Here is a 12,281-nt window from a genome sequence, read left to right as displayed (position 1 = left end):
ATTTGAGGCGTTCTTCATAAAGCACCTGGCCCAGAGCGTCTTCGCCTGCGACCTGAAAGACCTGCTTGGCAAGATCGACCGCCACTGTCGTACAGGCCGACACATCGGTTGAAGACAGGGACTGTTTAAGCGTCGTATTCTTTTTCATGGACTCGCCCTCGCTGCCGTTGGCTTCTTAGACTGCCACCGTGGCGCATTGACGCCTCGGCGTGGGCGAGTCCATCCAATTACAGGGGGATTATGGTGTTTTTTAGTTCTACGAGATGCTGGCACCACGAGCCTTCAATAGCTCGCGCAATACCGAGCGGTGACAGTGCACTTCTTCCTCGCAGTAACAACCAACGGCCAGCGATGTTTGATGGGAGAGGGCCGCCAGCAGATCCAGTAGCTGACTCGGCGCGGGATGGTTCATTTCAGCCTTGAATTTGCGCCTGAAGGCTTCCCAGGCGTTGTCATCAGTGGCCGCTTTGGCTTCGGCGAGCAACTCCGCGCTGGGTGACAGCAGCGGCTGCCAGACATCATAAAAATCCCGGCGGGAAAACTCGGCCTTCGGTACACCGCGGGGCGGGCGGCGAACCGTGCCCAGACGCAGGCCTTCATCAGGTGTGCGCGGTGAACCGAGTCGAACGATATAAATGGCCATGTCGCATTATGGATGACGCGAGCCGTCAAACCACTCCAATACCGTGCGCCAGATGCAGATCCCCAGGAAGTACACCGACATCAGCAGCCAAATCCCCATCACCATCGGGTTAATGACCGGATGGTTGAGCACCAGCGACAAACTGCACAGCAACCAGATGGCCGTCACGGCGATGTTGATTGGCATGAAGCGGCGCACGCGAAACGGGTGCAGAAACTTCATCCGCGTTACGGTCAACAAGGCCAGGCCGATGACCGTAAACAAAGTCACCCACGGTGTCGGCGCGATGATGTACAGGCATAGCGCAACCACGTTCCACGCGGCTGGGAAACCCTGGAAGTAGTTGTCTTTGCTTTTCATGTTGACGTTGCAGAAGCATAACAACGACGACACCAGAATCAGCGACACCGTCAGCAACAGCGTGTAGTCCGGCAGTGGCACGTAGCGATAAATAAACAGCGCCGGGATAAACACGTAGGTCAGGTAGTCGATCACCAGGTCCAGAATCGAGCCATCGAAACCTGGCAACACCGACTGCACATTGACCTTGCGCGCGAGTGCGCCGTCCAGCCCGTCGACGATCAGCGCGACCCCCAGCCACAGCAGGCAGTGGGTCGGCTGGTTTTCCAGCAGCGCGAGGGTGGCAAGGAAGGCGGTCACTACGCCGGTCGCGGTGAAACCATGGGCTCCCCATGCTTTGAGCCTGGCAATGTGTACGGTCGAAATCACGGGGGCGTTCTCCAGAAAGTGAAGCAAGCCTGTTATCACCCTTCAAGTGAGGGTGTTGGCAAACCGGGTCGGGTTGCAGGTATCGACCGGGAATCCGGGGATAACGTTCACCATCTGTAAATCCTGGCGGCGTGTCAGGTTTCACGCCAGCCCAACGGTGGTGGCGCATTTGCCGCCGAGGACTATCGTTGCGTGACTGATTCACTTCCCTTCAGGAGGACATCGTCATGAACACTAGCGATTTACTCGAACAATTACTGCGGGCCGGCCAGGGCTCGATTTCGCAACAGAGTGGCGCAAGCGCATCGTCTCAAGATCCGCTAGGCGGACTGGGCGGGTTACTGGGCAGCCTGATAGGCGGTGGGGGCGGCCGAAGCAGTGCCGGTGGTGGATTGGATGACTTGCTCGGCGGATTGCTGGGGGGCGGCGCACCGACGGGCGGTGTGACTCAAAATCGCTCCGGTGGCGGCACAAGTTATGCCGCCCTGGCATCGCTGGGAATGATGGCTTTTCAGGCGTATCAGGCCTGGCAGCGCAGTCAGGCCTCGGCGCCACAACAGCCGCCGCGCACAGTCGATTTATTGTCTGGCCCGGACGTCGAAGACCACAGCCATGCCGTGCTGCGCGCGTTGATTGCTGCGGCGAAGGCCGATGGCCGCATTGATGATGCAGAGAAGCAGATGATCAGCGCTGAAATCGGCAAACACACCGATGACCCGGACCTTCAGCAATGGCTGGATGAAGAAGTGGCCCGGCCGCTGGATGCCACCGATGTGTCGCTGTCGGCAACCGATCCGGCGATCGCGGCGGAAATGTACCTGGCCAGCGTGATGCTGGTGAATGATCAGGGTGAGGTCGAGCGTACCTGGCTGGACGAACTGGCGGCAGCGCTGAACATCGATCCCGAGTTGCAGGTGCATCTGGAACAGCAGGCCAAGGGTGGTGCTGCCTGAGGGGCAGCCACATAAATCATGTTGGCTATCAGATTGCTTTCGCGAGCAGGCTCGCTCCCACATTGGAATGCATACCCATGTGGGAGCGAGCAGGCTCCGGGCGGCGTTCCGACGAAGAACGATAACGCGGTCAACTGTCTGGCTCGACTATCTACACCAGAAACGTAATGCCATGCGCCTCGGCAATCTCAAGTATCCGCGGCAAATCCTCCGGTACCCGTAGCCGATCCACCGCCGCAAAGAACTGCCCGCCCCGCGGATCTGAGACCACGCCAATCATTTTCGCGGTCGGGCTGATGTTCTTGTACGCATGGATCGACCCACCGGGAATATGCACGTAGCCCCCGGCCGAAACCGTGGTGGACGTACCCGCCACTGTCATTTCAACCTCGCCGTCGACCACATAAAACGCCTCGTCCCATGGATGAAAGTGCGGCGGCGGCCCGCCACCTTGCACACGTGGGCCGTCGGGTGCCGCACCTCAGGCCCGTTTGTCCGGGTGATTTCAATGCCGATGGAATTTTTATCCGGCCCGGTCGCTCTGCTGAGTAGAGACGCCATCATGACCGAGGCATCGGCAGCAGGTGCGCCATGAACAAGAACCTGGATGATTACAACCGCCTGCGCGACTTTTCGGCGACTTCCGAACCCGCGGCGACCAAGCGCCCAACCCAAAAAACCGCGCAAGACCACGCGCTGCAATTCTGCATTCAGAAGCACGACGCCTCACGACTGCATTATGACTTTCGCCTGGAACTCGATGGTGCGCTGAAAAGCTGGGCGGTGCCCAAAGGCCCCTCGCTCGACCCCAAAGTCAAGCGCCTGGCGGTCCACGTCGAAGACCATCCGCTGGACTACGCGACGTTCGAGGGCAGGATTCCGGAGGGGCACTACGGCGCTGGTGCGCCGTCGGCGCCACTCAACGGCGCCCACAAAGCCAATCTGCCCGACCAACTCAAACCCGAACTGGCGACGCTAGTGGAGAAGGCCCCGCAGGGGCGGTGGAGCTACGAAATCAAGTTTGATGGCTACCGGATCATGGCCCGCATCGACCACGGCGACGTCAAACTCTTCACCCGTAACGGTCACGACTGGACCCACAAATTGCCAAAGCAAGCCCAAGCGTTAGCGGCGCTGAACCTCGAATCGGCCTGGCTCGACGGCGAAATGGTGCTGGCCGACGAGCAGGGTGTGCCGGACTTTCAGGCGTTGCAAAATGCCTTCGACGCCGGTGCCAGCGCCAACATCCTGTATTACCTGTTCGACCTGCCTTACCTCAATGGCGTGGACCTGCGCGAGGTGCCGGTCGAAGAGCGCAGGGTGGCGCTGTCCACCGTGCTCAAACTCAATCAGGACCCGTTGCTGCGCTTCTCGGACTCGTTCGACGAAGCGCCGGAAGCCTTGCTCGACAGCGCCTGCCAAATGCAGATGGAAGGGTTGATCGGCAAACGTCTGGGCTCGCCTTACGTGTCCCGGCGCAGCAGCGACTGGATCAAGCTCAAGTGCAAACACCGGCAGGAATTCGTGGTGGTCGGCTACACCGATCCGAAAGGTTCGCGCAACGCCTTCGGTGCGTTGCTTCTCGGGTTGCATGACCGTGACAGCGGCCAGTTGCGTTACGCCGGCAAGGTCGGCACCGGGTTCAACGAGACCACGCTCAAGCGCATTTACGAACAGCTGAAACCGTTGCAGGCGAAGAAGCCTTCGGTGGTCAATCCACCGAGTGGTTTCGAGGCCCAGGGTGTGCACTGGCTCAACCCCGTGCTGCTGGCGCAAGTGGCATTCGCTGAGATGACCAAGGAAGGCTCGGTGCGCCATGCGGTGTTCCATGGCCTGCGCGATGACAAACCCGCCAAAGGCATTACAGAGGAGCAGCCGAAAGTGGTGAAGTCCCCAGAGAAAAAACCGGCCCAACCCGCACCGTCACAAATGGGTCTGGGCGAAGGCAAGGTGCGCATCACCCACCCCGACCGGGTCATCGACGCCTCCAGCGGCACCACCAAAGTGCAACTGGCCGAGTATTACGCCAGCGTTGCCGAGTGGGTTTTGCCTGAACTAAAGGATCGCCCGGTGGCGCTGGTTCGCGCGCCGGACGGCATTGCCGGTGAACTGTTTTTCCAGAAAAACGCCGAGCGCCTGGCCATTCCAGGCATCACCACGCTGGACAAGGAACTGACCGGCCAACCGGTGATGATCATCAACAACGCCCAAGCGCTGATCGGCGCCGTGCAGATGAGCACCGTGGAACTGCACACCTGGAATGCCACCGCAGACAACCTCGACCGGCCTGACCGCTTCGTGCTGGACCTTGACCCGGACCCGGCGCTGCCCTGGAAGAGCATGGTCGAAGCGACTCACCTGACGCTGTCAGTGCTCGATGAACTGGGGCTCAAGGCGTTTCTCAAAACCAGCGGCGGCAAAGGTATGCACCTGGTGGTGCCGCTGATCCGCAAGCTCGGCTGGGATGAAGTAAAAGACTTCAGCCATGCGATTGTCAGCCACATGGCCAAGCTGTTGCCGGAACGGTTTTGCGCGGTGTCGGGACCGAAAAACAGGGTAGGGCGGATCTTCATCGATTACCTGCGCAACGGTTACGGCGCCACCACCATTTGCGCCTACGCCGTACGAACCCGTGAAGGGTTGCCGGTGTCGGTGCCGATCTTTCGCGAGGAGGTCGCCGAGCTCAAGGGCGGCGATCAATGGAACGTGCACACCGTGCATGAACGCCTGGCCGAGGTGGGAAATGCGCCTTGGGCGGACCTGAAGAAAACCCGGCAGACGATTACGGCCGAGATGCGACGGCGGGTGGGAATGAAAAAGTGATCGGAGGTGAAAATGCCGACGCCCCGTTCACGGGGCGCCGGTCGGACCTCTTTATTGCTTGAAAGCAGTTACTTGATGAATTGCTGGAGGTCAGAGTTCAGTTTGTCGATAGCGGTTTTGAAATCTTTCGCAGTGACATTCTGGCTTTCGTTTTCCAGGGTCGTGCCAAACACCTTGCGCACTACTCGGCCCACGGTCTGGTTGCTTTTGGCGTCGATGAATTCCGCCTCGATATACAGCTCGGTGTCCTGGTCGCGGTGGCCGGTGGCTGCTTGTGTCGCCCCGACGACGGCCGCAATAGGCACCACTTCATACCACTTCATACCTTCGTTCGAGGCGCTGACCCCAGTGATTGCCGCGCGCAGGATCAAGGTTTTGGCACCGGCCGGAGCGGCTGCCGGAGTGCTGACTACCTGGTATTTCGTGCCCAGTGTGGCCCGGGCTTTGGTGGTCATGTAGTTCTGAATATCGGTCAGCGTCTGCTGATTGACCCGTTCATTGGGTTTCGGCGCTGGATAGAAATCCAACTTGTTGAACACCACGGTGTTATACGCATTCGGGTTCCAGGATGGGCTCACCCAACGCATCGCGGTACCACCGCTTGGGGTTTCGACTTCCTTCAGGTTGTTGTAGCTCGACAGGAAACCGGAGTACTGCGTCGTCTCCGTGACTTTCGAGGTGCAACCGCCCAACAGGACGCCGGTGAGTGCAGCACCGATGAACAAGCTTCGGGACAGAATCATAGTGGTGTTTACTCCATGGTTTAAGTCGTGTTTTTTTTTTTGCTACGCATCAAAAACGCCAAGTCATGTTCCCGGTCAGCGCTTGAATCCATGCATTGTCGAATTGCCCGGAAATTTGATTGCCCGAAACGGTCTTTGTCTGTTGGTCGGGCATGTCACCGAGCCAGATCAGGGCCCAACTGACATTAACGTCGGTGTCCTTGTCAAGAGCATAGGTGGCTCCCGTCCCAAGGCGCCAGGCTTCATTCACCGGCAGGATCACGCTGCGGTTGCTGTCCGACACGGCGCTGCTGTCGTACGCCACACCGACGTTCCACAGCCATTGCTCGGTGGCCTGGTATTGCGCGCCAAGGGAGAGGTGCCAGGTGTCCTTGAAATTCGCGTCGACCGTTGTCGACTGCGCACCAAACGCCGTGGTGTCGACCTGTACGCCGATTTCTCCGAACTCCGACCAGTCCTGCCAGTTGACCGAGGCCAACAATGCCAATTTCGGGTCCATTTGTTGGAACAGACTCAGGGTGACGGTTTGTGGAACCTTAACGTCGAGGTCGGTTTGAGTGTTGTTGACGCGCTCCAGCAGCCGACCATCGCCTTTCACATCCAGCCGGTCTTCGAAGTCCAGATCGACCTGGCTGGTATAGGTCAGACCAATGCGCGTGCCGGGTTGCGGGGCATAGATCACCCCCACGTTGGCGCCATAGCCCCAGGTGCCATCCCTGTACTTGAACTGGCCGTCCGTGCGGTCGGTGAAACCGAAGGGGCTACGGTCAATGGCGGTTTGCGCTTTCAACTCGCCGTACATGGCCTTGACGCCCACGCCTACCGACCATTGCTCGTTGAAGCGGTAAGAGACACTGGGCACCATGGACAAACCGACGATGCTGGCGTTTTGCACAAAATAACGGCCTGACCAATCGTTGTCGTAATTGATGGCAAGCCCGAAGTCGCCGTAGGTACCGAAACCGACGCTCCAGTGATCGTCCAGCTCATGGGTGACGAAGAAGCTGCCGCCGGGAATCGGATCGAGGGCGTTGCCACTGCCGCTGCCAGCGGTGTTGGTGCCGGAATCGCGATCGAAGGACAAGTCACCGTAGAGCACTTGCAAACCGCCGGTGATTTGCGTGCCCGACAAGTAACTCATGCCCGCCGGGTTGTAGGCGATGGTCGAGGGGCCTTGAGCGCGGGCGGCGGCGCCAGCATTGGCCAGGCCGACGTTATCCGTGCCGATTTCGTAAAGACTGATGCCGCCGGCCCAGGCTTGCTGGCAGCACAGGGCAAGGAGCGTGAAAGTGGGTAGGGCAACTGTTTTTGTTGGCATGATTGTCCTTACCAAATGTCTATTCGAAAACGGGTGGCTCACCCGGCCACCCGTGAATTTGATTGCTTACTTGGCCATTGCCGCGCGGGCTGCCTCGATCTTGGCCTTGACCGAATCGAGGTTAAAACTCGCGCCTTTTTGCATGGGCGGGAACTCTATCGCGGTTTCAGCCAGTTTAGCCACCTGCTGCTGGACGAATACGAAACGCCAGAACTGGAACTTGAACCAGTCGAAGTACTGTTGGGAGCCCTGTGCTGACTGATTTTCCGGCCAGCCCATGCGTTCAAAAGGGTCAAGACGAAGGTTGGTCAGGAACGGAACATCCACAGCTACTTTAGCTCCCAGCCACCCACCGGGTTGGTCAATGAAACGATACTTGTAATCATCAATGCGCACCGCACCCAGCGTACTCTCTCCAAAGTAGAAGATTTCATGCCGGTTCGACGGACCTTTACCGGTGATCATCGGCGTCTGGTCGTAGCCGTCGAGGTGCACCTTGTAGGTGGTATCGCCCAGTTGCTTGCCCTTGATTAGTTCCGTGGTGATGTTCGGGTTGCCCGCCGCAGCGACCAGAGTCGGGAACCAGTCCATCCCCGACATGATGCCGTTACCGACCGTGTTAGCCGGCACTTTACCCGGCCAGCGAACGATCGCCGGCACCCGGAAACCGCCTTCCATGACGGTGCCTTTACCCATGGCAAACGGGGTGGTGCCGCCGTCCGGCCAGGTGAAGTTTTCCGCGCCATTGTCGGTGGTGAAAACCACAATGGTGTTGTCATCCATGCCTTCTTTTTTCAGCTTGGCCATGACATCGCCGACGATGTCATCAAGCTGTGCCATACCGGCTTCCTGTTCCGACCAGCCGTTTTCCGAATTGCGCATGGCTTCGTACTTGTCGGACAGGTGAGTGACGATGTGCATGCGGGTCGGGTTCAGCCAGACGAAAAACGGTTTGTTGTCCTGCTTGGCCTTGTCGATAAAGGTGAAGGTCTTGTCGCGAATTTCCTCGTCGACGGTTTTCATCCGCTCTGGATAGAGCGTACCGGCGTCTTCGATTTTCTGTTTGCCGACCTTGCCCCAGCGCGGCATGACGGTGGTGTCGTCGGTGGTGGTAGCCCAGCTGTGGACCATATTGCGCGGACCGACCTTGTCCAGCAGGTCCTTTGGATAGTTGGGGTGTGCCGGGTCTTCCATGGCGTCGAGGTGATAGAGGTAACCGAAGAACTCATCGAAGCCGTGGACGGTGGGCAGGAATTCGTTCAAGTCGCCCAGGTGGTTCTTGCCGAACTGGCCGGTGGCGTAACCCATGGATTTCAGGGTTGTGGCGATGGTCACGGCTTCGGCGGGAATGCCGATGGGCGAACCGGCCTGGCCGACGGTGGTCATGCCCGTACGGATCGGCAGTTCACCGGTAATGAAGTTGGCGCGCCCAGCGGTGCAACTGGCCTCGGCATAATAGTCGGTAAAGCGCATGCCTTCGTTGGCGAGCTGGTCGAGATGAGGAGTGCGGCCGGACATCATGCCCTGGTTGTAGACACCGATGTTGGACCAGCCAATATCGTCACCCATGATCACCAGGATGTTGGGCGGCTTATCGGCGGCATAAGTCATACCGGGGATAAACATTGCCGACATCAGCAAAGGCGTTGCGAGTACGGAGAAAATCTTTTTCCGGTTCATATGAAGATCCTGTGTACGGCGGTTCACACGTTGAAAAGAAGCCCCCAGGCTTCTCCTGAAATATTGGATCCCCCCGCGAAGAGATTAGGTAGGTATTGTGAAATTTCCAGAAGCAGCCCTCTTAAAACAGGCAAAGCGTGCTCAAAACTTCAATTTGTTTAGCGTTTGAATGGCGCGTGTGAGGAAACTGCGTTTTGCTAATGCCTTAAACATCCACGTGTTTAAGCATGCTGCGCCTGCGACCTGAGCAGCCGAATGCGCCAAAGGTCAATCAGACGTTCTTGCAGCCCTTTTGGTCGTACACCACTCACACCTACACCACGTTTGGTGTGAACACCGAGTCGACCTACAACTGGCAAACCAAGGAATGGTCGGTCCCCGTCAATGCCATGGTGACTCAGCTGCTCAAGCTGGGTGGTCAGCCGCTGACCATTCAGGTTGGCCCTCGCTATTGGGCCGACAGTCCCGAGGACGGTGCGCGGGGCTGGGGATTTCGCGCGGCGATTACGTTTTTGTTTCCCCGATGAACCCCCAGCCCGCTCAAGTTGATCTCGTCGCCTTAACCGCCTTGCTGTACCACTCGGGCATCATTGCCTGAGCCTTCGATATACACTTTCATGCCTTTACTCAAGTTCGGATTGATCGGCTGGGTAACCGATACCAGCACGCCACTGGTGACCCGTACGATGATCTGTTGCGCTGTTACCGGTTGGTCGTACTTTTTCTTCTCTACATAATTACCGCCCGCAGCACCGGCGAGCGCACCGGCAACCATGGCGACATCGCGCCCGGTGCCATGACCGATCAAGCTGCCGATACCCAGACCGCCAATGCCGCCGAGTACGGCACCGACGCCACTGTCGTGATTGGTCTGCATCTGTGTCAGCGATATCTGCTCGATCTTCCCTGATCGAATCTCCATCTCACCGGCACCGCCAGAGGTTGATCCGACGGCAGAGCAGGCACTGATTAACACAGTCGCCAACGTGAGGGTCATCCAGGACAGGATTGCTTTCATGCGGTGTACCTCTTTATCGATAGTCGATTATTTGTATTTGATGGCAATGGCTTTGAGCTTGCGCCCCTGGATCGTATTGACGTCGCGGGCCCATACCGGGCCGGACACGTAGGCCCCGACGGTCGCAATCTGGTCGTAAACCACGACTACCGCGTCTGCGCCAAGCTTGGCGCCTTCGTCCTGCAGTTTGAGTTCGATCTCGGCCATAGGGGGCGCCGGTTCGATGCTGGCATCAATCAGAATTTCTCCTAACCGCACGAAGGGGCGAGTCGGGTCTGTGCGTAACACCTGGACTTCGGCCGGAATGGTCGGCGGATACTGCGGGACCCCAACATACTGGGTTACCTGGGCCTCCACCGTTGCGCAGCCGTTTAACGCCAGTACACCGGCGAAGAGCGCGGTGAAGAACAGCGTTCTGCACACATTTGATAACGGATTTGATGAGTGCGGTTGCATGTCGAATGACCTCTGCTTCAGGTTAATTCAACCACCAACCTTTTTTGGTGGTTGAAACAGGGTTCAACTGCGGATGAACGCCCAGATATCGGCGTTCAATTTGTCGATCGCGGCTTTGAAGTCCTGGGTGGTGATTGCCTGCTTGTCGTTCTCCAGCGGGGTGCCGAATATTTTGCGCACCACTTTGACGACGGTTTGATTGGTCCCGGCGTCGATGAGCTCAGCTTCGATGAACAGGTTAGTGTTCTGATCCCGGTGACCGGTGGCGGCCTGTGTCGCTCCGACAACGGCCGCAATCGGCACCACTTCATACCACTTCATGCCTTCGTTCGTGGCGCTGACCCCGGTGATTGCCGCGCGCAGGATCAAGGTTCTTGCTCCGGCCGGTGCTGCGGCCGCGCTAGGCACTATCCGGTATTTCTGGCCCAGCACGCTTTTGGCCGTGCTGGTCATGTAGCTCTGCAAGTCGAGCAACGTCTGCTTATTGACCCGCTCGTTGGGTTTTGGCGCGGGGTAGAACTCCAGCGTATTGAACGCCACGGTGGTATACGCATTCCGGTCAAACGACGGGCTCACCCAGCGCAGCGCCGTGCCACCGCTAGGCGTTTCGACTTCCTTCAGGTCGCTGTAGCTCGACAGGAAACCGGAGTACTGCGTCGTCTCGGTGACTTTCGAGGTGCAACCGCCGAGCAGGAGTCCGGCCAATGCGGTGCCGATGAGCAGGTTTCGGTACATGTTCATGGTGGTGTGTTCTCCCGGAATAAAGTCGAGCGTTTCGCTGTTAATGCAGTCGGCCATCGCCCACCTGCGTCGAAATGCAAACATTTCTGAAGAGAGCGTAGGTAGCAATGCTGAAATATCCAGCCAATGCGTTCCACGCTGACTTTTTTGCCCGGATTTGTCGGGTTATTTTTTCGATTGAATGGCGAATGACAGCAAATTGAGCTTTGCTGATATTTCCGGATGGTCGATGACTGCAAACCGGTGCAAGGCATGAATCATCAATACGTGTTCATCGGAATACGAGTCCGTTACGACGTCATTTCCGTCACCCGTCGTTTAACGCCAGACCTCTCTCTGCGGAGAACAAAAGATGCTAACCCTCCAGCAGTATGTCCGCTTGTTCACGGTCAGCATGGTGATGGCTGTCGTTGTCACTCCGTTGCACGCCGCCCAGACACCGGCGGTCGATGTGTCGGCGGTGCAATTGGAGCCCAAGGCGCTGGATATTCTGAAGGCCATGAGCGCTCGCCTGACCAGCGCCAAGGGCCTGAGTTTCAAAGCCGTTACCACCTACGAAAAGCCCAGCCGGCTTGGGCCGCCCCTGGCCTATAGTTCGGTGGCGCTGGTCACTGAGCAGCGCCCGGACCAGCTGCGTGTCATGACCTCCGGCGATGGTCCGGCCACCGAGTTCTATTACGACGGCAAGCAAGCCTATGCCTTTGAGCGCAAGGACAAACTGCTCGCCCAAGTCGATGCGCCTCCCACCATCGATGCGACGCTGGAGGCCGCGTACCAGCGTGCGGCAATCTATTTTCCGTTTACCGACGTTATCGTCGCTGATCCTTATAAAGACTTGTCCAGGGACATGCGTGTGGCGTTCTACATCGGCCAGTCCACGGTGGTCGGCGATACCACCACCGATGTGATCGCATACACCAGCGACACCGTGTTCGTCCAAGCCTGGATCGGTACCGAGGACAAGCTCCCGCGCCGGTTGCGGGCAGTGTTTCTCGATGACCCGACCCGATCCCGGCATCAGGTCGATTTCAGTGACTGGAAGCTCAGCTCAGCGATGCCTGCGGCGTTCTTCAAACCTGACCAGATCGAGTCGGCGCACCGGATCAAATTTTCCCCGCCTCCCGCCCTTCGCGCCCCGCAAGGCGTTAAGGATCCGGTCACAAAACCCTGAACGAGG

Annotated in this window: 11 protein-coding genes and 2 pseudogenes; 4 read left to right on the top strand and 9 right to left on the bottom strand. The window is 58.3% G+C overall.

The genetic code is table 11. The features are described from left to right. Positions 1-256 precede the first annotated feature (256 nt). Together AC1DWM_RS21420 and pcsA are read right to left on the bottom strand one after the other, a co-directional pair. Positions 257-643 carry a DUF488 domain-containing protein gene (locus AC1DWM_RS21420; protein WP_477796062.1) on the bottom strand — a complete coding sequence of 129 codons (387 nt, stop codon included), beginning with the start codon at positions 641-643 and terminating at the stop codon, positions 257-259. 6 nt (positions 644-649) lie between these two features. Beyond that, complete coding sequence (gene pcsA / locus AC1DWM_RS21415) at positions 650-1,372, bottom strand: phosphatidylcholine synthase (RefSeq protein WP_477796061.1); 723 nt, start codon at positions 1,370-1,372, stop codon at positions 650-652. A 227-nt stretch (positions 1,373-1,599) separates the two neighbouring features. Between pcsA and AC1DWM_RS21410 the strand changes: the two genes are divergently transcribed. Beyond that, positions 1,600-2,325, top strand: coding sequence for a tellurite resistance TerB family protein (locus AC1DWM_RS21410; RefSeq protein ID WP_477796060.1), 726 nt, complete (start codon positions 1,600-1,602; stop codon positions 2,323-2,325). 151 nt (positions 2,326-2,476) lie between these two features. Here AC1DWM_RS21410 and AC1DWM_RS21405 read toward each other — a convergent pair. After that, a pseudogene (locus AC1DWM_RS21405) lies at positions 2,477-2,782 on the bottom strand (cupin domain-containing protein); the annotation flags it as partial. 134 nt (positions 2,783-2,916) lie between these two features. Between AC1DWM_RS21405 and ligD the strand changes: the two are divergent. Then, on the top strand, positions 2,917-5,148 hold the full coding sequence (gene ligD / locus AC1DWM_RS21400) for a DNA ligase D (RefSeq protein WP_477796059.1): 2,232 nt from the start codon (positions 2,917-2,919) through the stop codon (positions 5,146-5,148). Positions 5,149-5,216: 68 nt separating this feature from the next. Here the strand turns inward: ligD and AC1DWM_RS21395 are convergent, their stop codons facing one another. The 3 genes from AC1DWM_RS21395 to AC1DWM_RS21385 all read right to left on the bottom strand — a co-directional run bounded on the left by AC1DWM_RS21395 (position 5,217) and on the right by AC1DWM_RS21385 (position 8,889). Next, positions 5,217-5,891: a DUF3313 domain-containing protein gene (locus AC1DWM_RS21395; protein ID WP_223516106.1), complete on the bottom strand. Its 675-nt coding sequence runs from the start codon at positions 5,889-5,891 to the stop codon at positions 5,217-5,219. Between the two features lie 49 nt (positions 5,892-5,940). After that, positions 5,941-7,209 (bottom strand): OmpP1/FadL family transporter, encoded by a 1,269-nt coding sequence (locus tag AC1DWM_RS21390; RefSeq protein ID WP_223516104.1) that lies wholly within the window; start codon positions 7,207-7,209, stop codon positions 5,941-5,943. A gap of 66 nt (positions 7,210-7,275) precedes the next feature. Further along, on the bottom strand, positions 7,276-8,889 hold the full coding sequence (locus AC1DWM_RS21385; protein WP_223516101.1) for an arylsulfatase: 1,614 nt from the start codon (positions 8,887-8,889) through the stop codon (positions 7,276-7,278). A gap of 263 nt (positions 8,890-9,152) precedes the next feature. Here AC1DWM_RS21385 and AC1DWM_RS21380 point away from each other — a divergent pair. Further along, positions 9,153-9,416, top strand: a pseudogene (locus AC1DWM_RS21380) (transporter); the annotation flags it as partial. Positions 9,417-9,448: 32 nt separating this feature from the next. Here AC1DWM_RS21380 and AC1DWM_RS21375 read toward each other — a convergent pair. The 3 genes from AC1DWM_RS21375 to AC1DWM_RS21365 all read right to left on the bottom strand — a co-directional run bounded on the left by AC1DWM_RS21375 (position 9,449) and on the right by AC1DWM_RS21365 (position 11,104). Then, a complete protein-coding gene (locus AC1DWM_RS21375; protein ID WP_223516099.1) occupies positions 9,449-9,907 on the bottom strand; it encodes a glycine zipper 2TM domain-containing protein in 459 nt (152 codons plus the stop codon). A gap of 27 nt (positions 9,908-9,934) precedes the next feature. Beyond that, positions 9,935-10,363, bottom strand: coding sequence for a hypothetical protein (locus tag AC1DWM_RS21370; protein ID WP_477796058.1), 429 nt, complete (start codon positions 10,361-10,363; stop codon positions 9,935-9,937). A 63-nt stretch (positions 10,364-10,426) separates the two neighbouring features. Beyond that, positions 10,427-11,104, bottom strand: a complete 678-nt coding sequence (locus AC1DWM_RS21365; protein ID WP_223516127.1) for a DUF3313 domain-containing protein — start codon at positions 11,102-11,104, stop codon at positions 10,427-10,429. A gap of 352 nt (positions 11,105-11,456) precedes the next feature. On the opposite strand from AC1DWM_RS21365, the gene AC1DWM_RS21360 reads away from it, so the two are divergent. After that, entirely contained in the window at positions 11,457-12,275 is an 819-nt protein-coding gene (locus AC1DWM_RS21360) for a DUF2092 domain-containing protein (protein WP_223516094.1), read from the top strand. The last annotated feature ends 6 nt before the right edge of the window (positions 12,276-12,281 follow it).

Source organism: Pseudomonas sp. P4_C8, from assembly GCF_056401975.1.
The sequence above is the reverse complement of the archived record's forward strand: the minus strand, read 5'-3'. Positions and strand labels throughout refer to the sequence as shown.

Bases quoted from the DNA above. Each gene is read 5' to 3' on its own strand.
- AC1DWM_RS21420 (WP_477796062.1), bottom strand. From the start codon at position 643: ATGGCCATTTATATCGTTCGACTCGGTTCACCGCGCACACCTGATGAA.
- AC1DWM_RS21410 (WP_477796060.1), top strand. From the start codon at position 1,600: ATGAACACTAGCGATTTACTCGAACAATTACTGCGGGCCGGCCAGGGC.
- ligD (WP_477796059.1), top strand. From the start codon at position 2,917: ATGAACAAGAACCTGGATGATTACAACCGCCTGCGCGACTTTTCGGCG.
- AC1DWM_RS21395 (WP_223516106.1), bottom strand. From the start codon at position 5,891: ATGATTCTGTCCCGAAGCTTGTTCATCGGTGCTGCACTCACCGGCGTC.
- AC1DWM_RS21390 (WP_223516104.1), bottom strand. From the start codon at position 7,209: ATGCCAACAAAAACAGTTGCCCTACCCACTTTCACGCTCCTTGCCCTG.
- AC1DWM_RS21385 (WP_223516101.1), bottom strand. From the start codon at position 8,889: ATGAACCGGAAAAAGATTTTCTCCGTACTCGCAACGCCTTTGCTGATG.
- AC1DWM_RS21375 (WP_223516099.1), bottom strand. From the start codon at position 9,907: ATGAAAGCAATCCTGTCCTGGATGACCCTCACGTTGGCGACTGTGTTA.
- AC1DWM_RS21370 (WP_477796058.1), bottom strand. From the start codon at position 10,363: ATGCAACCGCACTCATCAAATCCGTTATCAAATGTGTGCAGAACGCTG.
- AC1DWM_RS21365 (WP_223516127.1), bottom strand. From the start codon at position 11,104: ATGAACATGTACCGAAACCTGCTCATCGGCACCGCATTGGCCGGACTC.
- AC1DWM_RS21360 (WP_223516094.1), top strand. From the start codon at position 11,457: ATGCTAACCCTCCAGCAGTATGTCCGCTTGTTCACGGTCAGCATGGTG.